This window comes from Pseudomonas sp. BNK-45, from assembly GCF_047456255.1.
GTDB lineage: Bacteria > Pseudomonadota > Gammaproteobacteria > Pseudomonadales > Pseudomonadaceae > Aquipseudomonas.
This window is the reverse complement of the sequence record NZ_CP179909.1, coordinates 1,556,579-1,579,119: the sequence shown is the minus strand read 5'-3', so window position 1 is coordinate 1,579,119 and position 22,541 is coordinate 1,556,579. Positions and strand designations below refer to the sequence as shown.

The window sequence follows — 22,541 nt, the reverse complement described above, 5'->3', positions numbered from 1 at the left end:
TGCCGCGCAGCCCTGAGCGGCAACCGAAAAAGCCACGCACGATAGTGTGCATCCATCCAGTATTTGGTTTTATACTCCTGCCTTTACGCCCGCCGATCGAGGCCACTTTTGGACAAGATTCTGATTCGTGGGGCCCGCACCCACAACCTGAAGAACATCGACCTGACCCTGCCGCGGGACAAGTTGATCGTCATCACCGGGCTGTCTGGGTCCGGCAAGTCGTCCCTGGCTTTCGACACTTTGTATGCCGAAGGCCAGCGCCGCTATGTCGAGTCGCTGTCGGCCTATGCCCGACAGTTCCTGTCGATGATGGAAAAGCCCGATGTGGACACCATCGAAGGTCTGTCGCCGGCGATTTCCATCGAGCAGAAATCCACCTCCCACAACCCGCGCTCCACTGTCGGCACCATCACCGAAATCTACGACTACCTGCGCCTGCTCTATGCCCGCGTCGGTACTCCGCGCTGCCCCGATCACGACATCCCGCTGGAAGCCCAGACCGTCAGCCAGATGGTCGATCTGGTGCTGGCCCAGCCCGAAGGCAGCAAGCTGATGCTGTTGGCCCCGGTGATTCGCGAGCGCAAGGGTGAACACCTGTCGGTCTTCGAAGAGCTGCGAGCCCAGGGTTTTGTCCGCGCGCGGGTCAACGGCAAGCTGTTCGAGCTGGACGAATTGCCGAAGCTGGATAAACAGAAGAAGCATTCCATCGATGTGGTGGTCGACCGCTTCAAGGTGCGTGGCGATCTGCAGCAACGCCTGGCGGAATCCTTTGAGACCGCACTGAAGCTGGCGGACGGCATTGCCCTGGTGGCGCCGATGGACGACGAGCCGGGGAAGAAATGATCTTCTCCGCACGCTTTGCCTGTCCGATCTGCGGCCATGCCATCAGCGAGCTGGAACCCAAGCTGTTCTCCTTCAACAACCCGGCCGGCGCCTGCCCGACCTGCGATGGCCTGGGGGTCAAGCAGTTCTTCGACATCAAGCGTCTGGTCAATGGCGAACTGACCCTGGCCGAAGGCGCGATTCGCGGCTGGGACCGGCGCAACGTCTATTACTTCCAGATGCTCGGCTCGCTGGCTGCGCATTACGGGTTCAGCCTGGAGGTGCCGTTCAACCAGCTGCCGGCGGACCAGCAGAAAGTCATCCTGCAGGGCAGCGGTACGCAGAATGTCGACTTCAAGTACCTCAACGACCGCGGCGATATCGTCAAGCGCTCCCACCCGTTCGAGGGGATAGTGCCGAACCTGGAGCGACGCTACCGGGAAACCGAGTCGGCCACGGTGCGTGAGGAACTGGCCAAGTTCCTCAGCACCCAGCCCTGCCCGGACTGCCGCGGCACGCGCCTGCGCCGCGAGGCCCGTCATGTCTGGGTCGGCGAGAAAACCCTGCCGGCGGTCACCAGCCTGCCCATCGGCGATGCCACCGACTACTTCGGTACCTTGAAGCTCACCGGGCGACGCGGCGAAATCGCCGACAAGATCCTCAAGGAGATCCGCGAGCGCCTGCAGTTCCTGGTGAACGTGGGGCTCGACTATCTGACCCTGGATCGCAGCGCCGATACCTTATCCGGCGGCGAGGCCCAGCGTATCCGCCTGGCCAGCCAGATCGGTGCCGGCCTGGTGGGGGTGATGTACATCCTCGACGAGCCATCCATTGGGCTGCACCAGCGGGACAATGACCGACTGCTGGGCACCCTGAAGCACCTGCGGGATATCGGCAACACGGTCATCGTGGTCGAGCATGATGAAGACGCGATCCGCCTGGCCGACTACGTGGTGGACATCGGCCCGGGCGCCGGTGTGCATGGAGGCCGAATCGTTGCCGAAGGTACTGCGGCAGAAGTCATGGCGCACCCGGACTCCCTGACCGGCAAGTACCTGTCCGGCCGGGTGAAGATCGTGGTGCCGGCCAAGCGCACGCCGCGCAACAAGAAGCTTTCCCTGACCCTCAAGGGCGCGCGCGGCAACAACCTGCGCAATGTCGACCTGGAAATTCCGATTGGTCTGCTGACCTGCGTTACCGGGGTATCCGGCTCGGGCAAATCGACGCTGATCAACAACACCCTGTTCCCCCTGAGCGCCACAGCGCTCAACGGTGCCACCACTCTGGAAGCGGCACCGCACGACAGCATCAACGGCCTGCAGCACCTGGATAAGGTGGTGGACATCGATCAAAGCCCGATCGGTCGTACTCCGCGCTCCAACCCGGCGACTTACACCGGGCTGTTCACCCCGATTCGCGAGTTGTTTTCCGGCGTTCCGGAGTCCCGTTCCCGGGGCTATGGCCCTGGCCGCTTCTCCTTCAACGTCAAGGGTGGCCGCTGCGAGGCCTGTCAGGGTGATGGTCTGATCAAGGTGGAGATGCACTTCCTGCCGGACATCTACGTGCCCTGCGACGTGTGCAAGAGCAAGCGTTACAACCGCGAGACGCTGGAGATCAAGTACAAGGGCAAGAACATCCACGAAGTGCTGGAAATGACCATCGAGGAAGCGCGTGAATTCTTCGATCCGGTTCCGGCCCTGGCGCGCAAACTGCAAACACTGATGGATGTGGGCCTGTCCTACATCAAGCTTGGCCAGTCGGCGACCACCTTGTCCGGCGGCGAAGCCCAGCGGGTCAAGCTGTCCCGTGAGCTGTCCAAGCGCGACACCGGCAAGACCCTGTATATCCTCGACGAGCCGACCACTGGCCTGCACTTCGCGGATATCCAGCAACTGCTGGACGTGTTGCACCGCCTGCGCGATCACGGCAACACCGTGGTGGTGATCGAACACAACCTGGATGTGATCAAGACCGCCGACTGGCTGGTGGACCTGGGGCCGGAAGGCGGCTCCAAAGGCGGCCAGATCATCGCCGTCGGTACCCCGGAGCAGGTTGCGGAAATGCCCCAATCCCACACCGGGCATTACCTCAAGCCGTTGCTGACTCGCGACCGCGCCTGAGGCCCATGAAAAAGCCCCTGGCACTTCACAGTGCCAGGGGCTTTTTTGTCTCTATGGATTGCTGCGTTTCCCGTAGTAGCGAGCTCGCTCGCGAACAGGCAACCAAACCTCACGCAATCAGAACTGCGACTGCAGGTAGTTTTCCAGACCGATGGATTTGATCAGGCCCAACTGCTTCTCCAGCCAGTAGGTGTGATCTTCTTCGGTATCTGCCAACTGGATACGCAGAATGTCGCGGCTGACATAGTCCTGGTGCAGCTCGCACAGCTCGATGCCTTTGCACAGCGCGGCGCGGACCTTGTATTCCAGACGCAGGTCGCTGGCCAGCATCTCCGGCACCGTGGTTCCGGTATCGAGATCGTCGGGGCGCATGCGCGGTGTGCCTTCGAGCATCAGAATGCGGCGTATCAGGGCATCGGCGTGTTGCGCCTCTTCTTCCATTTCGTGGTTGATACGCTCGTAGAGCTTGGTGAAGCCCCAGTCCTCGTACATCCGCGAATGAATGAAATATTGGTCGCGTGCTGCCAGTTCGCCCGTCAGCAACGTGTTGAGGTAATCGATTACGTCCGGGTGACCTTGCATCGCCCTAAATCTCCCTGCTTGAAAGTGGGTAGTTTGAACCAAGCTGACTTGCAGGTCACTTAGAAAGAGCCATAAAAGTGAAGAATATCCGAGAAAACCAGTAGAAATAACGCAAAAACCGCCCTAATGAGGGCGGTTCTGCTTCTTATTTAGACTTACTTGAGCGATACGCCCAAGGCTTTGGCGATACCCTCGCCGTAAGCCGGGTCAGCCTTGTAGAAATGTTGCAACTGACGATCAACCACATCAGCCGTTACCCCGGTCATGGCACCGGCAATGTTGTTGATCAACAGAGCCTTCTGCTCATCGTTCATGAGGCGGAACAGAGCCCCTGCATGACTGTAATAGTCGGTGTCTTCACGATGATCGTAGCGGTCTGCCGCACCGCTAAGCGCCAAGGGCGGCTCTGCGTAGCGTGGAGCCTGCTTCGGGGCATCGCTGTAGCTATTGGGCTCGTAGTTCGGCGCAGCACCACCATTGCTTCCGAACGCCATGGAGCCGTCGCGCTGGTAGCTGTTTACCGGACTCAATGGAGCGTTCACCGGCAACTGCTGGTGGTTGGTGCCCACGCGGTAGCGGTGCGCATCGGCGTAAGCGAATACCCGGCCCTGCAGCATACGATCCGGCGAAAGCCCGACACCTGGCACCATGTTACTTGGGCCAAAGGTGGCCTGTTCGACCTCGGCAAAGTAGTTCAGCGGATTGCGGTTCAACTCCAACTCACCCACCTCAATCAACGGGAACTCCTTCTGCGACCAGGTCTTGGTCACATCAAACGGGTTCTCGTAGTGCGCCGCGGCTTGTGCCTCAGTCATGATCTGAATGCACACGCTCCACTTCGGAAAATCGCCGCGCTCGATCGCATTGAACAGGTCGCGCTGAGCGTAATCCGGGTCGGTACCGGCCAGGCGTGCCGCCTCTGCCGGCGCGAGGTTCTTGATGCCCTGCTTGGTCTTGTAGTGCCACTTGACCCAGTGCCGCTCTCCCTTGGCGTTGATCAGGCTGTAGGTGTGACTGCCAAAGCCGTGCATATGACGGTAGCCGTCTGGAATACCGCGATCGGAAAACAGGATGGTCACCTGGTGCAACGCCTCAGGCGAGTGCGACCAGAAATCCCACATCATCTGGGCACTTTTCAGATTGCTCTGGGGAAGGCGTTTCTGGGTGTGGATAAAGTCGGGAAACTTCAGTGGGTCGCGAATGAAGAATACCGGGGTGTTGTTGCCCACGATGTCCCAGTTGCCTTCCTCCGTGTAGAACTTGAGGGCGAAGCCGCGAGGGTCACGCTCGGTATCAGCCGATCCACGTTCACCGCCCACGGTGGAGAAACGCAGGAAGGTCGGAGTCTTCTTGCCAACTGCTTCAAACAGCTTCGCGCTGGTGTATTGGGTGATATCGCGAGAGACCGTGAAAGTGCCATAGGCACCCGAGCCCTTGGCGTGCACACGACGCTCAGGAATATTCTCACGGTTGAAATGGGCAAGCTTTTCGATCAGGTGAAAATCGTCGAGAAGCAACGGGCCCCGAGGGCCGGCGGAGCGGGAATTCTGGTTGTCAGCGACAGGAGCGCCACTAGCGGTTGTAAGAGTTTTGGTCTGGCTCATGCACAATCTTCCTCTGTCAGTCTGTAAAACTGCCGGCTAATCGGCTGACAAGGAGTATTGATCACCAGTGTTACAACATCCAATGCATTACACATTAGTTAACGATAGAAATATCTAATACACGCAGATACAAAAAACCGGGCGCTAGGCCCGGTTCCTTGTTTCAGACTGACGTCTTACTCAGCGGATACAGCTTCACCGCCGACAGCACGATCAACCAGTTCAACGTACGCCATAGGAGCGTTGTCGCCAGCGCGGAAACCGCACTTGAGGATGCGCAGGTAGCCACCCTCACGGGTAGCGTAACGCTTGCCCAGGTCGTTGAAGAGCTTACCAACGATAGCTTTCGAACGAGTACGGTCGAAAGCCAGACGGCGGTTAGCCAGGCTGTCTGTCTTGGCCAAAGTGATCAGCGGCTCGGCAACGCGGCGCAGTTCTTTAGCTTTCGGCAGTGTAGTTTTGATCAGCTCGTGCTCGAACAGCGACACCGCCATGTTCTGGAACATGGCCTTGCGGTGCGAGCTGGTGCGGCTCAGGTGACGCCCACTTTTACGATGACGCATGGTTCATTCCTTACCAAACACAACGTTCGGTGATTACGACGATCAGGCAGTCGCCTTGTCGTCCTTCTTAAGACTTGCAGGCGGCCAGTTGTCGAGGCGCATGCCGAGGGACAGACCGCGGGAGGCCAGAACGTCCTTGATTTCGGTCAAGGATTTCTTACCCAGGTTCGGAGTCTTCAACAGTTCTACTTCGGTACGCTGAATCAGGTCGCCGATGTAGTAAATGTTTTCCGCCTTAAGGCAGTTAGCCGAACGTACAGTCAGTTCCAGATCGTCAACCGGGCGAAGCAGGATCGGATCGATCTCGTCTTCCTGCTCGACTACCACTGGCTCACTGTCACCTTTGAGGTCGACGAACGCAGCCAACTGCTGTTGCAGGATGGTTGCAGCACGACGGATAGCCTCTTCAGGATCCAGAGTACCGTTGGTTTCCAGATCAATAACCAGCTTGTCCAGGTTAGTACGCTGCTCGACACGGGCGTTTTCCACCACGTATGCGATGCGGCGAACCGGGCTGAACGAAGAGTCGAGCTGCAAGCGACCAATGCTGCGGCTTTCGTCTTCATCGCTCTGACGCGAGTCGGCCGGTTCATAACCACGACCACGAGCTACTACGAGCTTCATGTTCAGGGCGCCGTTAGACGCCAGGTTAGCGATTACGTGATCGGGGTTAACGATCTCGACATCATGATCCAGCTGAATATCGGCAGCGGTAACCACCCCCGAACCCTTCTTCGACAAGGTCAGCGTAACTTCGTCACGGCCGTGCAGCTTGATAGCCAGACCTTTAAGGTTCAACAGGATTTCAATTACGTCTTCCTGTACACCTTCGATGGCGCTGTACTCGTGGAGCACACCGTCAATCTCGGCCTCGACTACTGCACAGCCGGGCATTGAGGACAACAGGATGCGGCGCAGCGCGTTGCCCAGGGTGTGGCCAAAGCCACGCTCGAGAGGCTCGAGAGTGATCTTGGCGCGGGTTGGACTGACAACCTGCACATCAATGTGGCGGGGTGTCAGGAACTCATTTACCGAAATCTGCATGGATGCACCTATTTTCTAGCCCTTACTTGGAGTAGAGCTCGACAATCAGGCTTTCGTTGATGTCGGCGGACAGATCACTGCGAGCTGGAACGTTCTTGAAAACGCCCGACTTCTTCTCAGTGTCTACTTCTACCCATTCTACGCGGCCACGTTGAGCACACAGATCGAGAGCTTGGACAATGCGAAGTTGATTTTTTGCTTTCTCGCGAACAGCGACCACGTCACCAGCACGAACCTGGTAGGACGGAACGTTAACGGTCTGACCGTTTACGCTGATCGACTTGTGCGATACCAGCTGACGGGACTCGGCACGAGTAGAACCGAAGCCCATGCGGTATACAACGTTGTCCAGACGGCATTCGAGCAGTTGCAACAGGTTTTCGCCGGTTGCGCCCTTCTTGCCAGCTGCTTGTTTGTAGTAGCCGCTGAATTGACGCTCGAGTACGCCGTAGATACGACGGACTTTTTGCTTTTCACGCAGCTGAGTACCGTAGTCGGACTGACGACCACGACGCTGGCCGTGGATGCCAGGAGCTGCTTCGATGTTGCACTTGGATTCGATAGCGCGCACGCCGCTCTTCAGGAAGAGATCGGTGCCTTCGCGACGAGCCAGTTTGCATTTTGGACCAATGTAACGAGCCATTCTTTACAATCTCCTGGATTACACGCGGCGCTTCTTCGGCGGACGGCACCCGTTGTGCGGGATTGGCGTCACGTCGGTGATGCTGGCGATCTTGTAGCCACAGCCGTTCAAAGCGCGGACTGCGGATTCACGACCTGGACCTGGGCCCTTGACGTTAACGTCGAGGTTCTTCAGGCCATATTCCAGCGCAGCTTGACCAGCACGTTCAGCAGCTACTTGAGCAGCAAACGGGGTGGACTTGCGAGAACCGCGGAAACCCGAACCACCGGAGGTTGCCCAGGAAAGAGCGTTACCTTGACGGTCGGTGATGGTCACGATGGTGTTGTTGAAAGACGCGTGGATGTGGGCGATGCCATCAACCACTGTCTTTTTAATCTTTTTACGAGGACGAGCAGCAGGTTTTGCCATGACTAAATTCCTGTCGATTCGCTGGTGCGATTACTTGCGGATCGGCTTACGCGGACCTTTGCGAGTACGCGCGTTGGTCTTGGTACGCTGACCGCGCACTGGAAGACCACGACGATGGCGCAGACCGCGGTAGCAGCCCAGATCCATCAAGCGTTTGATTTTCATGTTGATTTCGCGACGCAGGTCACCTTCAGTGGTGAACTTCGCCACTTCGCCACGCAGCTGTTCAATTTGCTCGTCGCTCAGATCCTTGATCTTCGCAGCTGGGTTGACCCCAGTCACCGCACAGATTTTCTGTGCAGTAGTGCGACCAACACCATAGATGTAGGTCAGCGAGATAACAGTATGCTTGTTATCTGGAATGTTAACGCCTGCAATACGGGCCATTCAGTGGGACTCCAATTGACAGCTACCTACGCCCCGGAAGCCAAGAAATAGGGCGCGAGATAATATCGCTGTAATAACAAATAATCAACCCGGCAGCGCACTAGCTGCCGGGCTTGAAGCACAATCACACTCAGCCTTGGCGCTGTTTGTGACGCGGTTCCGCGCTGCAAATTACTCGAACAACACCTTCGCGGCGAATAATCTTGCAGTTACGGCACAGCTTTTTCACCGATGCACGAACTTTCATCACCAACTCCTCGAACCTTATGGATTAGCGCAGCATTCCGCTGCCGTAACCCTTCAGGTTGGCTTTCTTCATCAGGGATTCGTACTGGTGGGAAACGAGGTGCGATTGTACTTGCGACATAAAGTCCATAACAACCACGACCACGATCAGCAACGAGGTCCCGCCAAGGTAGAACGGAACGTTTGCAGCAACCACCAGGAACTGGGGCAACAGGCACACGGCCGTCATATATAGAGCACCGAACATGGTCAAGCGGGTCAGTACGCCATCAATGTAGCGCGCCGACTGCTCGCCTGGACGGATGCCCGGAATAAAGGCACCGGACTTCTTCAGGTTTTCCGCTACGTCTTTCGGATTGAACATCAACGCCGTATAGAAGAAGCAGAAGAAAATAATCCCTGCACTAAACAGCAGAATATTCAACGGCTGACCAGGAGCGATCGACTGCGAGATGTCCTGCAACCAGCCCATACCTTCAGACTGACCGAACCAGGCACCCAACGAAGCCGGAAACAGCAAAATGCTGCTCGCGAAGATAGCAGGAATAACACCGGCCATATTCACTTTCAGCGGCAAGTGGCTGGTCTGCGCAGCAAACACCTTACGGCCCTGCTGACGCTTGGCGTAGTGAACAGCAATACGACGCTGGCCACGCTCAATGAACACCACGAAACCGATAATCGCTACTGCCAGCAAACCGATCGCAACCAGGGCAAAAATATTGATATCACCCTGACGTGCAGACTCGAAAGACTGCCCGATCGCTCTCGGAAGACCGGCGACGATACCTGCGAAAATCAACATCGAGATACCGTTGCCAACACCACGCTCAGTAATCTGCTCACCCAGCCACATCATGAACATCGCACCAGCCACAAAAGTGGATACCGCGACGAAATGGAAGCCAAAGTCACCAGTGAACGCAACGCCCTGCCCCGCCAGACCAACGGACATGCCGATGGCCTGAACCAGAGCTAGGACGACAGTGCCGTAGCGGGTGTACTGGCTGATCTTGCGACGGCCAGCTTCACCTTCCTTCTTCAACTGCTCCAGCTGCGGGCTGACGGCTGTCATCAGTTGCATGATGATCGATGCCGAGATATACGGCATGATCCCCAGCGCAAAGATGCTCATCCGCTCCAGCGCGCCGCCGGAAAACATGTTGAACAAGCTAAGAATGGTCCCCTCATTCTGTCGAAACAGGTCTGCGAGTCGGTCAGGGTTGATACCTGGTACCGGGATGTGTGCGCCTATTCGGTAGACGATAATCGCCAGGAACAGAAAACGCAGACGAGCCCAGAGTTCAGACATACCGCCTTTGCCGAGCGCAGAGAGAGCACCTTGCTTAGCCATTTATTCCTCGAACTTGCCGCCAGCTGCTTCGATAGCCGCGCGCGCACCTTTGGTGGCGGCGATACCCTTGATGGTCACAGCGCGAGTAACTTCGCCGGACAGCATGATTTTCACACGCTGAACGTTTTGGTTAATCACGTTGGCATCTTTCAGGGACTGCACAGTGACGATGTCGCCTTCCACTTTAGCCAGTTCGGACAGACGCACTTCTGCGCGGTCCATGGCTTTCAGGGAAACGAAACCGAACTTTGGCAGGCGACGATGCAGCGGCTGTTGACCGCCTTCAAAGCCTGGAGCAATGGTGCCACCGGAGCGGGAAGTCTGACCTTTGTGACCACGGCCACCAGTCTTACCCAAACCACTACCGATACCACGGCCCGGACGATGCTTTTCGCGACGGGAACCCGGCGCTGGACTCAGATCATTGAGTTTCATCGATTAACCCTCGACACGCAGCATGTAGTAAGCCTTGTTGATCATCCCGCGGTTCTCGGGAGTATCCTGGACTTCTACAGTGTGACCGATGCGACGCAGACCCAGACCCTTAACGCACAGTTTGTGGTTAGGGATACGGCCGGTCATGCTTTTGATCAGCGTTACTTTAACGGTAGCCATGATCAGATGATCTCCTGGACGCTTTTGCCACGCTTGGCGGCAATGGATTCAGGGGACTGCATTGCTTTCAAACCCTTGAAAGTGGCGTGAACCACGTTTACTGGGTTAGTCGAGCCATAGCACTTGGCCAGAACGTTCTGAACACCAGCAACCTCGAGAACAGCACGCATAGCGCCGCCAGCGATGATACCGGTACCTTCAGAAGCAGGCTGCATGTACACCTTGGAAGCGCCGTGAGCGGACTTCATAGCGTATTGCAGAGTGGTGCCGTTCAGATCAACTTGGATCATGTTGCGGCGAGCAGCTTCCATTGCCTTCTGGATCGCAGCAGGCACTTCACGCGACTTGCCACGGCCGAAGCCAACACGGCCCTTACCATCACCAACCACGGTCAACGCGGTGAAAGTGAAGATACGGCCGCCTTTAACGGTTTTGGCTACGCGGTTAACTTGAACCAGCTTCTCGATGTAGCCTTCGTCGCGCTTTTGGTCGTTATTTGACATAACTTAGAACTCCAGCCCAGCTTCACGAGCAGCATCAGCCAGCGCCTTGACGCGGCCGTGGTACTTGAAGCCAGAGCGGTCGAAAGCCACCTGCGAGACGCCAGCGGCTTTTGCACGCGTAGCGACCAGCTGGCCAACCTTAGTGGCCGCGTCGATGTTGCCAGTGGCGCCATCACGCAGTTCTTTATCCAAAGTCGAGGCACTTGCCAGGACTTTGTTGCCGTCGGCCGAAATGACCTGGGCGTAGATGTGCTGCGAAGAGCGGAACACGCAGAGACGCACGACTTCGAGTTCGTGCATTTTCAGGCGTGCTTTGCGAGCGCGACGCAGTCGAGTAACTTTTTTGTCGGTCATTTGCTATGCCCTACTTCTTCTTGGCTTCTTTACGACGGACGACTTCGTCCGCGTAGCGCACACCTTTACCTTTGTAAGGCTCTGGTGGACGGAAGTCGCGGATCTCAGCGGCCACTTGACCTACCAGCTGCTTATCGATGCCCCGGATCAGGATATCGGTCTGGCTAGGAGTCTCAGCGGTGATGCCTTCCGGCAGTTCGTAATCCACTGGATGCGAGAAGCCGAGGGCCAGGTTCAGCACTGTGCCTTTTGCTTGTGCCTTGTAACCAACACCGACCAGCTGGAGCTTGCGCTCGAAGCCTTGGCTTACGCCTTGGACCATGTTGTTTACCAGAGCACGAGTGGTACCGGCCATTGCACGAGTTTGTTGATCGCCATTGCGAGCAGCGAAACGCAGCTCACCAGCTTCCTCAACAATTTCAACGGACGAGTGAACGTTCAGTTCGAGAGTGCCCTTGGCACCCTTCACCGAAAGCTGTTGGCCGGCGAATTTAACTTCGACACCAGCTGGCAGCTTAACGGGGTTCTTAGCGACGCGAGACATGCTTATCCCCCCTTAGAACACAGTGCAAAGAACTTCGCCGCCGACACCGGCAGCGCGCGCAGCACGATCAGTCATCACACCTTTGTTGGTGGAGACGATAGACACGCCAAGACCGCCACGAACTTTCGGCAGCTCTTCAACGGACTTGTACTGACGCAGGCCTGGACGGCTAACGCGCTTCACTTCTTCGATGACCGGACGGCCTTCGAAGTACTTCAGCTCGATGGACAGCAGAGGCTTGATTTCGCTGCTGATCTGATAACCCGCGATGTAACCTTCGTCCTTCAGGACTTTTGCTACAGCCACCTTCAGCGTGGAAGACGGCATGCTTACGACGGACTTTTCAGCCATCTGGGCATTACGGATTCGAGTTAGCATGTCCGCTAACGGGTCCTGCATACTCATGGGCTAGATGCTCCTGATACAAAAAGAATTAGCCTTGCGGCTACAACTGTCGCCGAGAAATTCCGGGCAAAAAACACGGGCTCAGGCGAGCCGGTCATTCTAGACACACCCCAGAAATGAATCAAGCCCCAAAAGGGGCTTGATTCACGTTCAAGGCCACCGGTGATCGGGATCTTGCGAGCCCGAACACCGCGACTTCGATAGCTATTACCAACTGGCTTTAACCAGACCTGGTACGTCACCACGCATTGCAGCTTCACGCAGCTTGTTACGGCCCAGGCCGAACTTGCGGTAAACGCCGTGCGGACGACCAGTCAGGCGGCAGCGGTTACGCATGCGCGAGGCGCTGGCGTCACGTGGCTGCTTCTGCAGAGCTACGGTAGCTTCCCAACGAGCTTCTGGACTTGCGTTCAGATCCACGATGATAGCTTTCAGCGCTGCACGCTTGGTGGCGTACTTGGCAACGGTGAGCTGACGCTTCAGCTCACGGTTTTTCATGCTCTTCTTGGCCATTTTCCTACTCCAATCAGTTGCGGAACGGGAATTTGAAAGCACGCAGCAGAGCGCGGCCTTCGTCATCGTTCTTAGCAGTGGTGGTCAGGGTAATGTCCAGACCGCGGAGAGCATCGATCTTGTCGTAATCGATTTCCGGGAAAATGATCTGCTCTTTGACACCCATGCTGTAGTTGCCACGACCGTCGAAGGACTTGGCATTCAGGCCGCGGAAGTCGCGAACCCGAGGCAGGGAGATCGACAGCAGACGATCCAGGAACTCGTACATACGCTCACGGCGCAGGGTCACTTTGACGCCGATCGGCCATCCTTCGCGGACTTTGAAGCCAGCGATGGATTTACGAGCGTAGGTCACAACGACTTTCTGGCCGGTGATCTTTTCCAGGTCAGCAACAGCATGCTCGATGACTTTTTTGTCGCCGATCGCTTCGCCCAGACCCATGTTCAGGGTGATTTTGGTAACGCGCGGAACTTCCATCACGTTCGAAAGCTTAAGTTCTTCCTTAAGTTTCGGAGCGATTTCCTTCCGGTAAATCTCTTTTAGTCGTGCCATGGTCTTCTACCTAGCAGTGTTCAAGCATCAACCGCTTTTTGGGTCGACTTGAAGACACGAATTTTTTTGCCGTCTTCTACTTTGAAACCAACGCGGTCAGCCTTGTTGGTTTCGCCGTTGAAAATGGCGACGTTGGAAGCGTGCAGTGGCGCTTCTTTCTCGACGATACCGCCCTGTACGCCCGACATCGGGTTAGGCTTGGTATGACGCTTGACCAGGTTCAGGCCACCGACGACCAGACGGTCATCAGCCAGAACCTTAAGCACCTTACCGCGCTTACCTTTGTCTTTGCCGGCGATCACGATGATCTCGTCGTCACGACGAATCTTTTGCATGTCGGATCTCCTTACAGCACTTCTGGGGCGAGCGAGACGATCTTCATGAACTTCTCAGTACGAAGTTCACGGGTCACTGGCCCAAAGATACGGGTGCCGATCGGCTCTTGCTTGTTGTTCAACAGAACAGCAGCGTTGCCATCAAAGCGGATGATGGAGCCGTCTGCACGACGAACACCGTGGCGAGTGCGGACTACAACAGCAGTCATCACTTGGCCTTTCTTCACCTTACCGCGAGGAATTGCTTCCTTGACGGTCACTTTGATGATGTCACCGATACCAGCGTAACGACGATGGGAGCCACCCAGCACCTTGATGCACATAACGCGGCGAGCGCCGCTGTTATCGGCCACATCGAGCATGGATTGAGTCTGAATCATATAATTTCTCCGACCCCTAGCCCTTAGACTTCCACAGCGCGTTCGAGAACATCAACCAGGGCCCAAGACTTGGTCTTGGCCATCGGACGAGTTTCACGAATAGTGACTTTGTCGCCGATGTGGCACTGATTGGTTTCGTCGTGCGCGTGCAGCTTAGTCGAACGCTTAACGTATTTACCGTAGATAGGGTGCTTAACGCGACGCTCGATCAGAACGGTGATGGTCTTGTCCATCTTGTCGCTGACAACACGGCCAGTCAGCGTACGGACAGTTTTTTCGGCTTCAGCCATGATTACTTACCTGCCTGCTGGTTGAGCACAGTCTTCACGCGAGCGATGTCACGCTTAACTTGCGAGAGCAGATGAGACTGCCCCAACTGGCCAGTTGCTTTCTGCATACGCAGATTGAACTGGTCGCGCAGCAGGCCGAGCAGTTGCTCGTTCAGCTGCTGTGCGGATTTTTCACGAAGTTCATTCGCTTTCATCACATCACCGTCCGTTTAACAAAGGAGGTGGCGAGCGGCAGCTTTGCAGCAGCCAGGGCGAAAGCCTCACGCGCCAGCTCTTCAGAAACACCCTCGATTTCATACAGGACTTTGCCTGGCTGAATCTGGGCAACCCAGTATTCGACGTTACCCTTACCTTTACCCATCCGAACTTCGAGTGGTTTTTTGGAAATAGGCTTGTCCGGGAATACACGGATCCAGATCTTGCCACCACGTTTTACGTGACGGGTCAGAGCACGACGCGCTGACTCGATCTGACGAGCGGTGAGACGACCACGAGCAACAGACTTCAGCGCGAACTCGCCGAAGCTGACTTTGCTACCGCGCAATGCCAGACCACGGTTGTGGCCGGTCATTTGCTTGCGGAACTTCGTACGCTTTGGTTGCAACATTTGGCGTACCCCTTACTTAGCAGCTTTTTTACGAGGCGCAGGTGCTTGCGGCTTCAGCTCTTCTTGGCGACCACCAATTACTTCGCCTTTGAAGATCCAAACCTTCACACCGATCACACCGTAAGTGGTGTGAGCTTCGTAGGTGGCATAGTCGATATCGGCACGCAGGGTGTGCAGTGGCACACGACCTTCGCGATACCATTCAGTACGTGCGATTTCAGCACCGCCGAGACGACCGCTCACTTGGATTTTGATGCCTTTGGCACCAATACGCATGGCGTTCTGTACAGCGCGCTTCATAGCACGACGGAACATTACGCGACGCTCCAGCTGCTGAGCTACGCTCTGCGCAACCAGCATACCGTCGAGCTCCGGCTTGCGGATCTCTTCGATATTGATGTGCACAGGCACACCCATTTGCTTGGTCAGGTCCTGACGCAGCTTCTCAACATCTTCACCTTTCTTGCCGATCACGATGCCGGGACGAGCGGTGTGGATGGTGATGCGTGCAGTTTGAGCCGGACGATGGATATCGATACGGCTTACGGACGCGCTTTTTAGTTTGTCTTGGAGATACTCACGCACATTCAGATCTGCGAGCAAATAGTCCGCATAAGTCCGACCGTCTGCGTACCAGACGGAGGTGTGCTCCTTGACGATTCCCAGGCGAATGCCAATGGGATGTACTTTCTGACCCATCTCTTCGACTCCGTTACTTGTCAGCAACCTTGACAGTGATATGGCAAGACCGCTTGACGATGCGATCAGCACGGCCTTTGGCACGTGGCATGATGCGCTTCAGCGAACGCCCTTCGTTGACGAAAACGGTGGAGACCTTCAGGTCATCAACGTCTGCGCCTTCGTTATGCTCGGCGTTGGCTACGGCCGACTCCAGCACTTTCTTCATGATCTCGGCGGCTTTCTTACTGCTGAAAGCCAACAGGTTGAGCGCTTCGCCCACCTTCTTCCCGCGGATCTGGTCGGCGACCAAGCGGGCTTTCTGGGCGGAGATTCGAGCGCCCGACAACTTAGCGGCTACTTCCATCATTCCTTACCCCTTAACGCTTGGCTTTCTTGTCAGCCACGTGCCCGCGATATGTACGGGTACCGGCGAACTCGCCCAGTTTGTGGCCGACCATGTCTTCGTTCACGAGAACTGGAACATGTTGACGACCGTTATGCACAGCAATGGTCAGACCGACCATTTGTGGCAGGATCATGGAACGGCGCGACCAGGTCTTAACTGGTTTGCGATCGTTCTTTTCCGCCGCCACTTCGATCTTCTTCAGTAGGTGAAGATCAATAAAAGGACCTTTTTTCAGAGAACGTGGCACTGTCGTATCCCTCTATTTACTTGCGACGACGGACGATCATTTTGTCGGTACGCTTATTACCACGAGTCTTCGCGCCCTTAGTCGGGAAGCCCCATGGCGATACCGGATGACGACCACCAGAGGTACGACCTTCACCACCACCATGTGGGTGGTCAACCGGGTTCATGGCAACACCACGAACGGTTGGGCGAACGCCACGCCAGCGTTTGGCACCAGCTTTACCCAGCGAACGCAGGCTGTGCTCGGAGTTCGAGACTTCGCCCAGGGTCGCACGGCACTCAGCCAGCACTTTACGCATCTCACCAGAGCGCAGACGCAGGGTCACGTAGACACCTTCACGAGCGACCAGCTGAGCCGAAGCACCAGCCGAACGAGCGATTTGCGCGCCTTTACCTGGCTTCAGTTCGATGCCGTGTACGGTGCTACCAACTGGGATGTTGCGCAGTTGCAGAGCGTTGCCCGGCTTGATCGGCGCCAAAGCACCTGCGATCAGCTGGTCGCCAGCACTCACACCCTTAGGGGCGATGATGTAGCGACGCTCGCCATCTGCGTACAGCAGCAGAGCGATGTGAGCAGTACGGTTTGGATCGTATTCGATACGCTCGACAGTGGCAGCGATGCCATCTTTGTCGTTGCGACGGAAGTCGACCAGACGGTAATGCTGCTTATGACCACCACCAACGTGACGAGTGGTAATACGGCCATTGTTGTTACGACCACCAGACTTCGACTTCTTCTCGAGCAGCGGTGCGTGAGGAGCGCCTTTATGCAGCTCCTGGTTGACCACCTTGACCACAAAACGGCGGCCAGGGGAAGTCGGTTTGCATTTAACGATTGCCATGATGCACCCCTTCCTTACTCAGCACTGCTGCTGAAATCGAGATCTTGGCCTGGCTGAAGGGAGATAACTGCCTTCTTCCAGTCATTACGCTTGCCCAGACCGCGAGCGGTACGCTTACTCTTACCCAGAACATTCAGGGTAGTAACGCGCTCCACTTTCACGCTGAACAGGCTTTCGACGGCCTTCTTGATTTCCAGCTTGGTTGCATCAGTAGCAACCTTGAAAACGAACTGGCCTTTCTTGTCTGCCAGAACCGTAGCCTTCTCGGAAACGTGCGGGCCAAGCAGAACTTTAAATACGCGTTCCTGGTTCATCCCAGCAGCTCCTCGAATTTCTTCACGGCCGACACAGTGATCAACACTTTGTCGTATGCGATCAGACTAACTGGATCGGAACCTTGCACGTCACGTACATCAACGTGAGGCAGGTTACGAGCAGCCAGGTACAGGTTCTGATCAACAGCGTCCGACACGATCAGAACGTCGGTCAGGCTCATGTTGTTCAGTTTGCCCAGCAGATCTTTGGTCTTCGGAGTTTCAACAGCGAAATCCTGAACCACGACCAGACGATCAGTACGCACCAGCTCAGCAAGGATGGAACGCATTGCTGCGCGATACATCTTCTTGTTCAGCTTCTGGGAGTGATCCTGAGGACGAGCTGCAAAAGTGGTACCGCCGCCACGCCAGATTGGGCTACGGATAGTACCGGCACGAGCACGGCCAGTACCTTTCTGACGCCATGGGCGCTTGCCGCCACCGGAAACGTCGGAACGGGTCTTTTGCTGCTTGCTACCTTGACGGCCGCCGGCCATGTAGGCCACGACTGCTTGGTGAACCAGCGTCTCGTTGAATTCGCCGCCAAATGTCAGTTCGGAAACTTCGATCGCTTGAGCGTCATTTACATTTAATTGCATGTCAGCTTCCCCTTAACCGCGAGCCTTGGCCGCCGGACGTACAACCAGGTTGCCGCCAGTAGCGCCAGGAACAGCACCCTTGACCAACAACAGATTGCGTTCAGCGTCGACGCGCACTACTTCCAGGGACTGCACGGTCACGCGCTCAGCGCCCATATGACCGGACATTTTTTTGCCCTTGAATACACGACCAGGAGTCTGGCACTGGCCAATAGAGCCCGGGACGCGGTGGGAAACGGAGTTACCGTGGGTGTTATCTTGACCGCGGAAATTCCAACGCTTGATGGTACCGGCGAAGCCTTTACCTTTCGACTGACCGGTAACATCTACCAGTTGGCCAGCTGCGAAGATTTCTGCATTGATCAGATCGCCAGCTTGGTATTCGCCTTCTTCAAGACGGAATTCCCAAACGCCACGACCAGCAGCAACGTTCGCTTTAGCGAAGTGACCCGCTTGAGCAGCAGTCACGCGCGAAGCACGACGCTCACCTACAGTGACTTGCACTGCACGATAGCCATCGGTTTCTTCAGTTTTGAACTGGGTGACGCGATTCGGCTCGATCTCAATGACCGTGACCGGAATGGAGACACCTTCTTCGGTGAAAATACGGGTCATACCGCATTTACGACCGACTACACCAATAGTCATGTTGTAAACCTCATGAGTGTACGGGGCTTTCACCCGCTATGGCCGCCCATTTCAGAGCGTTACACGACTAAGACCGAGTCTTAGCCGAGGCTGATCTGCACTTCCACACCTGCCGCAAGATCAAGCTTCATAAGTGCGTCAACGGTTTTATCCGTTGGCTGGACGATGTCCAGGACACGCTTATGAGTACGGATCTCGTACTGGTCACGCGCGTCTTTGTTGACGTGCGGAGAGACCAGAACGGTGAACCGCTCTTTACGGGTAGGCAGTGGAATTGGACCACGCACTTGAGCACCAGTACGTTTCGCGGTTTCCACGATTTCCTGGGTGGATTGGTCGATCAGGCGATGGTCGAAAGCCTTCAACCTGATACGGATTTGCTGATTTTGCATTGGATTTCAGACTCCAGGCTGCTATTCCCACCGGGCGCAATACGCCCGTTAAAAGGAGGCGCAATTCTATAGACGGCCCCACAGAGTGTCAACCCAATAAAAAAGCCCCCGCAAGCGGGGGCTTCTTCATGAGTCGTCGATTACTCGATGACTTTGGCTACGACGCCGGCGCCGACGGTACGACCGCCTTCACGGATAGCGAAACGCAGACCATCTTCCATCGCGATGGTTTTGATCAGAGTGACAGTCATCTGGATGTTGTCACCTGGCATTACCATTTCAACGCCTTCTGGCAGCTCGCAGTTACCAGTCACGTCAGTAGTACGGAAGTAGAACTGTGGACGGTAGCCTTTGAAGAACGGAGTATGACGGCCGCCTTCTTCTTTGCTCAGAACGTAAACTTCAGCGGTGAACTTGGTGTGAGGCTTAACGGTGCCTGGCTTAACCAGAACCTGACCACGCTCAACGTCGTCACGCTTGGTACCACGCAGCAGAACGCCGCAGTTCTCACCAGCACGACCTTCGTCGAGCAGTTTGCGGAACATTTCAACGCCGGTGCAGGTAGTTTTCTGAGTATCGCGCAGACCAACGATCTCAACTTCTTCCTGGATGCGAACGATACCACGCTCAACACGGCCAGTTACCACGGTGCCACGACCGGAGATCGAGAATACGTCTTCGATTGGCATCAGGAACGGCTTGTCGATAGCACGCTCTGGCTCTGGGATGTAGGTGTCCAGAGTTTCTACCAGACGCTTAACGGCGGTGGTACCCATTTCGTTGTCGTCTTGGCCGTTCAGAGCCATCAGAGCCGAACCGATGATGATCGGAGTGTCGTCACCTGGGAAGTCGTAAGTGCTCAGCAGATCGCGCACTTCCATCTCAACCAGTTCCAGCAGCTCAGCGTCGTCAACCATGTCAGCCTTGTTCAGGAAGACAACGATGTACGGAACGCCTACCTGACGGGACAGCAGGATGTGCTCACGAGTTTGCGGCATCGGACCATCGGCAGCCGAGCAAACCAGGATCGCGCCGTCCATCTGGGCAGCACCGGTGATCATGTTTTTGACGTAGTCGGCGTGACCTGGGCAGTCAACGTGCGCGTAGTGACGAATGTGCGAATCGTACTCTACGTGAGCAGTGTTGATGGTGATACCACGAGCCTTTTCTTCTGGGGCGCTGTCGATCTTGTCGAAGTCAACACGAGCCGAACCGAAAACTTCGGAGCAAACGCGAGTCAGAGCAGCAGTCAGAGTGGTTTTACCGTGGTCAACGTGACCGATGGTGCCAACGTTGACGTGCGGTTTGTTACGTTCAAATTTTTCTTTAGCCACGACAATAAACTCCTAGCCTAAAGGGGAGACTGAATCAGCCTTGTTTTTTAACGAGAGCTTCGACGATGTTCGACGGAGCTTCGGCGTATTTGGAGAATTCCATGGAGTAGCTCGCGCGACCCTGAGACATGGAACGAACGTCAGTTGCATAACCGAACATTTCACCCAGTGGTACCTCGGCGCGGATCACCTTGCCGGACACCGAGTCATCCATACCCTGAATCAGACCACGACGACGGTTCAGGTCACCCATCACGTCACCCATGTAGTCCTCTGGGGTTACTACTTCAACCTTCATGATCGGCTCGAGCACAACACCGCCGCCCTTCTGGGCCAGCTGCTTGGTCGCCATGGAGGCCGCCACCTTGAACGCCATCTCGTTGGAGTCGACGTCGTGGTAGGAACCATCGAACACGGTAGCCTTCAGGCCGATCAGCGGATAGCCGGCAACGACGCCGTTCTTCATCTGCTCTTCGATACCCTTCTGGATAGCCGGGATGTATTCCTTAGGAACCACACCACCAACAACTTCGTTGGTGAAGACCAGACCTTCGGTGATGTTGCCGCTCGCGTCGACGTCCGGCTCCGAGAAACGGATCCAGCAGTGACCGAACTGACCACGACCACCCGATTGACGAACGAACTTGCCTTCGATCTCAACGTTGCTCTTGGTGATCTTCTCGCGGTACGAAACCTGCGGCTTGCCGATGTTGGCTTCGACGTTGAACTCACGCTTCATGCGGTCAACGAGGATATCCAGGTGCAGCTCACCCATACCGGAAATGATGGTCTGACCAGTCTCTTCGTCAGTCTTGACGCGGAACGACGGGTCTTCCTGAGCCAGTTTGCCCAGTGCAATACCCATCTTCTCCTGGTCCTGCTTGGTTTTCGGCTCTACTGCCACCGAAATTACAGGCTCAGGGAAGTCCATACGCTCAAGAATGATCTGCTTGTCGAGATCGCACAAAGTATCACCAGTGGTGACGTCCTTCATGCCGATCAGGGCAGCGATATCGCCTGCACGTACTTCCTTGATCTCTTCACGCTGGTTGGCGTGCATCTGCACCATACGACCAACGCGCTCTTTCTTGCCCTTGACCGAGTTGATCACGGAGTCGCCCGAGCTCAGGAAGCCCGAGTAAACGCGCACGAAAGTCAGAGTACCAACGAATGGGTCGGTAGCGATCTTGAATGCCAGAGCCGAGAACGGTTCAGCATCATCAGCGTGACGCTCGTCGTAATCCGCCTCTACCAGCTCATCCTTCGGCTTCTCGATGAGGTCCGGATGGATACCCTTGATCGCCGGGATCTCGGTAGGAGCAGGCAGGAAGTCGATAACGGCGTCGAGAACCAGGGGAACACCCTTGTTCTTGAACGAAGAACCACAGACAGCCGGAACGATCTCGCTCGCCAGGGTGCGCGCACGCAGGCCAGCCTTGATCTCTTCTGGAGTCAGGTCACCTTCTTCAAGGTACTTGTTCATCAGCTCTTCGTTGGCTTCAGCAGCGGCTTCAACCATGTTGGAGCGCCACTCGGTAGCCAGGTCCAGCATATCAGCAGGAATTTCTTCCTCGCGATAGGTAGTACCCTTGTCGTCGTCGTTCCAGTAGATAGCCTTCATCTTGATCAGATCAACCTGACCTTCGAAGTTATCTTCAGCGCCGATAGCCAGCTGAACCGGAACCGGGGTGTGGCCCAAGCGATTCTTGATCTGACCAACAACGCGCAGGAAGTTAGCACCAGCACGGTCCATCTTGTTCACGTAAACAACACGTGGGACGCCGTACTTGTTGGCCTGACGCCATACGGTTTCGGACTGAGGCTCAACACCGGAAGTACCGCAGAACACAACGACCGCGCCGTCGAGTACGCGCAGAGAGCGCTCTACTTCAATGGTGAAGTCTACGTGGCCTGGGGTATCGATAACGTTGACACGATAGTTATCGTATTGGCCGCGCGAACCTTTCCAGAAGGTAGTTACAGCAGCGGAGGTAATGGTGATACCACGCTCCTGCTCCTGCACCATCCAGTCGGTGGTAGCAGCGCCGTCATGCACCTCACCCATCTTGTGGCTGAGACCTGTGTAAAACAGGATCCGCTCGGTAGTGGTAGTCTTGCCCGCGTCAACGTGAGCACAGATACCGATGTTACGGTAGCGGTTGATTGCTGTAGTACGAGCCATAAAGCCCTCGCAAAATGAATGATGC

32 protein-coding genes and 1 pseudogene are annotated in these 22,541 nt (G+C 55.9%); 1 reads left to right on the top strand and 32 read right to left on the bottom strand.

Features of this window, described 5'->3' with window-relative positions; genetic code table 11:
* Positions 1-108: 108 nt before the first annotated feature.
* A pseudogene (gene uvrA, locus ACMGG8_RS07325) lies at positions 109-2,942 on the top strand (excinuclease ABC subunit UvrA).
* A gap of 117 nt (positions 2,943-3,059) precedes the next feature.
* Here the strand turns inward: uvrA and bfr are convergent.
* From bfr to fusA, 32 genes are all read right to left on the bottom strand, one after another.
* Positions 3,060-3,524, bottom strand: a complete 465-nt coding sequence (bfr, locus tag ACMGG8_RS07320; RefSeq protein WP_060841335.1) for a bacterioferritin — start codon at positions 3,522-3,524, stop codon at positions 3,060-3,062.
* 155 nt (positions 3,525-3,679) lie between these two features.
* Positions 3,680-5,128: a catalase gene (locus ACMGG8_RS07315; protein WP_016966732.1), complete on the bottom strand. Its 1,449-nt coding sequence runs from the start codon at positions 5,126-5,128 to the stop codon at positions 3,680-3,682.
* A 176-nt stretch (positions 5,129-5,304) separates the two neighbouring features.
* Positions 5,305-5,691 (bottom strand): 50S ribosomal protein L17, encoded by a 387-nt coding sequence (gene rplQ / locus ACMGG8_RS07310; RefSeq protein WP_007924175.1) that lies wholly within the window; start codon positions 5,689-5,691, stop codon positions 5,305-5,307.
* A gap of 42 nt (positions 5,692-5,733) precedes the next feature.
* Entirely contained in the window at positions 5,734-6,735 is a 1,002-nt protein-coding gene (locus ACMGG8_RS07305) for a DNA-directed RNA polymerase subunit alpha (RefSeq protein ID WP_007970428.1), read from the bottom strand.
* 22 nt (positions 6,736-6,757) lie between these two features.
* The gene (gene rpsD, locus ACMGG8_RS07300) at positions 6,758-7,378 is read right to left on the bottom strand and encodes a 30S ribosomal protein S4 (RefSeq protein WP_011063772.1); all 621 of its coding nucleotides are present in this window, start codon (positions 7,376-7,378) and stop codon (positions 6,758-6,760) included.
* A gap of 18 nt (positions 7,379-7,396) precedes the next feature.
* The gene (gene rpsK, locus ACMGG8_RS07295) at positions 7,397-7,786 is read right to left on the bottom strand and encodes a 30S ribosomal protein S11 (protein WP_007924177.1); all 390 of its coding nucleotides are present in this window, start codon (positions 7,784-7,786) and stop codon (positions 7,397-7,399) included.
* A gap of 30 nt (positions 7,787-7,816) precedes the next feature.
* Positions 7,817-8,173, bottom strand: a complete 357-nt coding sequence (gene rpsM, locus ACMGG8_RS07290; protein WP_003186020.1) for a 30S ribosomal protein S13 — start codon at positions 8,171-8,173, stop codon at positions 7,817-7,819.
* 130 nt (positions 8,174-8,303) lie between these two features.
* Positions 8,304-8,420, bottom strand: coding sequence for a 50S ribosomal protein L36 (gene rpmJ / locus ACMGG8_RS07285; protein ID WP_002555468.1), 117 nt, complete (start codon positions 8,418-8,420; stop codon positions 8,304-8,306).
* 24 nt (positions 8,421-8,444) lie between these two features.
* Positions 8,445-9,773 (bottom strand): preprotein translocase subunit SecY, encoded by a 1,329-nt coding sequence (gene secY, locus ACMGG8_RS07280; RefSeq protein WP_007924182.1) that lies wholly within the window; start codon positions 9,771-9,773, stop codon positions 8,445-8,447.
* Positions 9,774-10,208: a 50S ribosomal protein L15 gene (gene rplO / locus ACMGG8_RS07275; RefSeq protein ID WP_007924183.1), complete on the bottom strand. Its 435-nt coding sequence runs from the start codon at positions 10,206-10,208 to the stop codon at positions 9,774-9,776.
* A gap of 3 nt (positions 10,209-10,211) precedes the next feature.
* Positions 10,212-10,388: a 50S ribosomal protein L30 gene (gene rpmD, locus ACMGG8_RS07270; protein ID WP_003176408.1), complete on the bottom strand. Its 177-nt coding sequence runs from the start codon at positions 10,386-10,388 to the stop codon at positions 10,212-10,214.
* A 2-nt stretch (positions 10,389-10,390) separates the two neighbouring features.
* A complete protein-coding gene (gene rpsE / locus ACMGG8_RS07265; RefSeq protein ID WP_007924184.1) occupies positions 10,391-10,891 on the bottom strand; it encodes a 30S ribosomal protein S5 in 501 nt (166 codons plus the stop codon).
* 3 nt (positions 10,892-10,894) lie between these two features.
* Positions 10,895-11,245 carry a 50S ribosomal protein L18 gene (gene rplR, locus ACMGG8_RS07260; RefSeq protein WP_003186037.1) on the bottom strand — a complete coding sequence of 117 codons (351 nt, stop codon included), beginning with the start codon at positions 11,243-11,245 and terminating at the stop codon, positions 10,895-10,897.
* A gap of 10 nt (positions 11,246-11,255) precedes the next feature.
* Positions 11,256-11,789, bottom strand: a complete 534-nt coding sequence (rplF, locus tag ACMGG8_RS07255) for a 50S ribosomal protein L6 (RefSeq protein WP_016966733.1) — start codon at positions 11,787-11,789, stop codon at positions 11,256-11,258.
* Positions 11,790-11,801: 12 nt separating this feature from the next.
* Entirely contained in the window at positions 11,802-12,194 is a 393-nt protein-coding gene (rpsH, locus tag ACMGG8_RS07250; protein ID WP_011063773.1) for a 30S ribosomal protein S8, read from the bottom strand.
* Positions 12,195-12,401: 207 nt separating this feature from the next.
* Positions 12,402-12,707 (bottom strand): 30S ribosomal protein S14, encoded by a 306-nt coding sequence (rpsN, locus tag ACMGG8_RS07245; RefSeq protein ID WP_003228726.1) that lies wholly within the window; start codon positions 12,705-12,707, stop codon positions 12,402-12,404.
* A 13-nt stretch (positions 12,708-12,720) separates the two neighbouring features.
* Positions 12,721-13,260, bottom strand: a complete 540-nt coding sequence (gene rplE, locus ACMGG8_RS07240; protein WP_003210069.1) for a 50S ribosomal protein L5 — start codon at positions 13,258-13,260, stop codon at positions 12,721-12,723.
* Positions 13,261-13,280: 20 nt separating this feature from the next.
* The gene (gene rplX / locus ACMGG8_RS07235; protein ID WP_007896770.1) at positions 13,281-13,595 is read right to left on the bottom strand and encodes a 50S ribosomal protein L24; all 315 of its coding nucleotides are present in this window, start codon (positions 13,593-13,595) and stop codon (positions 13,281-13,283) included.
* A gap of 11 nt (positions 13,596-13,606) precedes the next feature.
* Positions 13,607-13,975: a 50S ribosomal protein L14 gene (gene rplN / locus ACMGG8_RS07230; RefSeq protein WP_002555479.1), complete on the bottom strand. Its 369-nt coding sequence runs from the start codon at positions 13,973-13,975 to the stop codon at positions 13,607-13,609.
* Between the two features lie 23 nt (positions 13,976-13,998).
* A complete protein-coding gene (gene rpsQ, locus ACMGG8_RS07225; protein ID WP_003194644.1) occupies positions 13,999-14,265 on the bottom strand; it encodes a 30S ribosomal protein S17 in 267 nt (88 codons plus the stop codon).
* A 2-nt stretch (positions 14,266-14,267) separates the two neighbouring features.
* Positions 14,268-14,459 carry a 50S ribosomal protein L29 gene (gene rpmC, locus ACMGG8_RS07220; protein ID WP_002555481.1) on the bottom strand — a complete coding sequence of 64 codons (192 nt, stop codon included), beginning with the start codon at positions 14,457-14,459 and terminating at the stop codon, positions 14,268-14,270.
* The gene (gene rplP / locus ACMGG8_RS07215) at positions 14,459-14,872 is read right to left on the bottom strand and encodes a 50S ribosomal protein L16 (protein ID WP_003228729.1); all 414 of its coding nucleotides are present in this window, start codon (positions 14,870-14,872) and stop codon (positions 14,459-14,461) included. Before rplP ends, rpmC begins: the two co-directional genes overlap by 1 nt.
* Before the next feature lie 12 nt (positions 14,873-14,884).
* On the bottom strand, positions 14,885-15,571 hold the full coding sequence (gene rpsC / locus ACMGG8_RS07210) for a 30S ribosomal protein S3 (protein ID WP_007924192.1): 687 nt from the start codon (positions 15,569-15,571) through the stop codon (positions 14,885-14,887).
* A gap of 13 nt (positions 15,572-15,584) precedes the next feature.
* Positions 15,585-15,917 (bottom strand): 50S ribosomal protein L22, encoded by a 333-nt coding sequence (gene rplV / locus ACMGG8_RS07205; RefSeq protein ID WP_003103908.1) that lies wholly within the window; start codon positions 15,915-15,917, stop codon positions 15,585-15,587.
* A 13-nt stretch (positions 15,918-15,930) separates the two neighbouring features.
* Complete coding sequence (gene rpsS, locus ACMGG8_RS07200) at positions 15,931-16,206, bottom strand: 30S ribosomal protein S19 (protein WP_002555486.1); 276 nt, start codon at positions 16,204-16,206, stop codon at positions 15,931-15,933.
* A 16-nt stretch (positions 16,207-16,222) separates the two neighbouring features.
* A complete protein-coding gene (rplB, locus tag ACMGG8_RS07195) occupies positions 16,223-17,047 on the bottom strand; it encodes a 50S ribosomal protein L2 (RefSeq protein ID WP_011063775.1) in 825 nt (274 codons plus the stop codon).
* Positions 17,048-17,061: 14 nt separating this feature from the next.
* Positions 17,062-17,361, bottom strand: a complete 300-nt coding sequence (gene rplW / locus ACMGG8_RS07190) for a 50S ribosomal protein L23 (RefSeq protein WP_002555488.1) — start codon at positions 17,359-17,361, stop codon at positions 17,062-17,064.
* On the bottom strand, positions 17,358-17,960 hold the full coding sequence (gene rplD / locus ACMGG8_RS07185; RefSeq protein ID WP_007924200.1) for a 50S ribosomal protein L4: 603 nt from the start codon (positions 17,958-17,960) through the stop codon (positions 17,358-17,360). Before rplD ends, rplW begins: the two co-directional genes overlap by 4 nt.
* A gap of 12 nt (positions 17,961-17,972) precedes the next feature.
* The gene (gene rplC / locus ACMGG8_RS07180) at positions 17,973-18,608 is read right to left on the bottom strand and encodes a 50S ribosomal protein L3 (RefSeq protein ID WP_007924205.1); all 636 of its coding nucleotides are present in this window, start codon (positions 18,606-18,608) and stop codon (positions 17,973-17,975) included.
* Positions 18,609-18,688: 80 nt separating this feature from the next.
* On the bottom strand, positions 18,689-19,000 hold the full coding sequence (rpsJ, locus tag ACMGG8_RS07175; RefSeq protein ID WP_003186070.1) for a 30S ribosomal protein S10: 312 nt from the start codon (positions 18,998-19,000) through the stop codon (positions 18,689-18,691).
* A 140-nt stretch (positions 19,001-19,140) separates the two neighbouring features.
* Complete coding sequence (tuf, locus tag ACMGG8_RS07170) at positions 19,141-20,334, bottom strand: elongation factor Tu (RefSeq protein ID WP_060841339.1); 1,194 nt, start codon at positions 20,332-20,334, stop codon at positions 19,141-19,143.
* 34 nt (positions 20,335-20,368) lie between these two features.
* On the bottom strand, positions 20,369-22,516 hold the full coding sequence (fusA, locus tag ACMGG8_RS07165) for an elongation factor G (protein WP_060841340.1): 2,148 nt from the start codon (positions 22,514-22,516) through the stop codon (positions 20,369-20,371).
* Positions 22,517-22,541 lie beyond the last annotated feature (25 nt).

What these genes read in the sequence shown, in the direction of transcription:
- bfr (WP_060841335.1), bottom strand. Translation starts at nt 3,524, where the DNA reads ATGCAAGGTCACCCGGACGTAATCGATTACCTCAACACGTTGCTGACG.
- ACMGG8_RS07315 (WP_016966732.1), bottom strand. Translation starts at nt 5,128, where the DNA reads ATGAGCCAGACCAAAACTCTTACAACCGCTAGTGGCGCTCCTGTCGCT.
- rplQ (WP_007924175.1), bottom strand. Translation starts at nt 5,691, where the DNA reads ATGCGTCATCGTAAAAGTGGGCGTCACCTGAGCCGCACCAGCTCGCAC.
- ACMGG8_RS07305 (WP_007970428.1), bottom strand. Translation starts at nt 6,735, where the DNA reads ATGCAGATTTCGGTAAATGAGTTCCTGACACCCCGCCACATTGATGTG.
- rpsD (WP_011063772.1), bottom strand. Translation starts at nt 7,378, where the DNA reads ATGGCTCGTTACATTGGTCCAAAATGCAAACTGGCTCGTCGCGAAGGC.
- rpsK (WP_007924177.1), bottom strand. Translation starts at nt 7,786, where the DNA reads ATGGCAAAACCTGCTGCTCGTCCTCGTAAAAAGATTAAAAAGACAGTG.
- rpsM (WP_003186020.1), bottom strand. Translation starts at nt 8,173, where the DNA reads ATGGCCCGTATTGCAGGCGTTAACATTCCAGATAACAAGCATACTGTT.
- rpmJ (WP_002555468.1), bottom strand. Translation starts at nt 8,420, where the DNA reads ATGAAAGTTCGTGCATCGGTGAAAAAGCTGTGCCGTAACTGCAAGATT.
- secY (WP_007924182.1), bottom strand. Translation starts at nt 9,773, where the DNA reads ATGGCTAAGCAAGGTGCTCTCTCTGCGCTCGGCAAAGGCGGTATGTCT.
- rplO (WP_007924183.1), bottom strand. Translation starts at nt 10,208, where the DNA reads ATGAAACTCAATGATCTGAGTCCAGCGCCGGGTTCCCGTCGCGAAAAG.
- rpmD (WP_003176408.1), bottom strand. Translation starts at nt 10,388, where the DNA reads ATGGCTACCGTTAAAGTAACGCTGATCAAAAGCATGACCGGCCGTATC.
- rpsE (WP_007924184.1), bottom strand. Translation starts at nt 10,891, where the DNA reads ATGTCAAATAACGACCAAAAGCGCGACGAAGGCTACATCGAGAAGCTG.
- rplR (WP_003186037.1), bottom strand. Translation starts at nt 11,245, where the DNA reads ATGACCGACAAAAAAGTTACTCGACTGCGTCGCGCTCGCAAAGCACGC.
- rplF (WP_016966733.1), bottom strand. Translation starts at nt 11,789, where the DNA reads ATGTCTCGCGTCGCTAAGAACCCCGTTAAGCTGCCAGCTGGTGTCGAA.
- rpsH (WP_011063773.1), bottom strand. Translation starts at nt 12,194, where the DNA reads ATGAGTATGCAGGACCCGTTAGCGGACATGCTAACTCGAATCCGTAAT.
- rpsN (WP_003228726.1), bottom strand. Translation starts at nt 12,707, where the DNA reads ATGGCCAAGAAGAGCATGAAAAACCGTGAGCTGAAGCGTCAGCTCACC.
- rplE (WP_003210069.1), bottom strand. Translation starts at nt 13,260, where the DNA reads ATGGCACGACTAAAAGAGATTTACCGGAAGGAAATCGCTCCGAAACTT.
- rplX (WP_007896770.1), bottom strand. Translation starts at nt 13,595, where the DNA reads ATGCAAAAGATTCGTCGTGACGACGAGATCATCGTGATCGCCGGCAAA.
- rplN (WP_002555479.1), bottom strand. Translation starts at nt 13,975, where the DNA reads ATGATTCAGACTCAATCCATGCTCGATGTGGCCGATAACAGCGGCGCT.
- rpsQ (WP_003194644.1), bottom strand. Translation starts at nt 14,265, where the DNA reads ATGGCTGAAGCCGAAAAAACTGTCCGTACGCTGACTGGCCGTGTTGTC.
- rpmC (WP_002555481.1), bottom strand. Translation starts at nt 14,459, where the DNA reads ATGAAAGCGAATGAACTTCGTGAAAAATCCGCACAGCAGCTGAACGAG.
- rplP (WP_003228729.1), bottom strand. Translation starts at nt 14,872, where the DNA reads ATGTTGCAACCAAAGCGTACGAAGTTCCGCAAGCAAATGACCGGCCAC.
- rpsC (WP_007924192.1), bottom strand. Translation starts at nt 15,571, where the DNA reads ATGGGTCAGAAAGTACATCCCATTGGCATTCGCCTGGGAATCGTCAAG.
- rplV (WP_003103908.1), bottom strand. Translation starts at nt 15,917, where the DNA reads ATGGAAGTAGCCGCTAAGTTGTCGGGCGCTCGAATCTCCGCCCAGAAA.
- rplB (WP_011063775.1), bottom strand. Translation starts at nt 17,047, where the DNA reads ATGGCAATCGTTAAATGCAAACCGACTTCCCCTGGCCGCCGTTTTGTG.
- rplW (WP_002555488.1), bottom strand. Translation starts at nt 17,361, where the DNA reads ATGAACCAGGAACGCGTATTTAAAGTTCTGCTTGGCCCGCACGTTTCC.
- rplD (WP_007924200.1), bottom strand. Translation starts at nt 17,960, where the DNA reads ATGCAATTAAATGTAAATGACGCTCAAGCGATCGAAGTTTCCGAACTG.
- rplC (WP_007924205.1), bottom strand. Translation starts at nt 18,608, where the DNA reads ATGACTATTGGTGTAGTCGGTCGTAAATGCGGTATGACCCGTATTTTC.
- rpsJ (WP_003186070.1), bottom strand. Translation starts at nt 19,000, where the DNA reads ATGCAAAATCAGCAAATCCGTATCAGGTTGAAGGCTTTCGACCATCGC.
- fusA (WP_060841340.1), bottom strand. Translation starts at nt 22,516, where the DNA reads ATGGCTCGTACTACAGCAATCAACCGCTACCGTAACATCGGTATCTGT.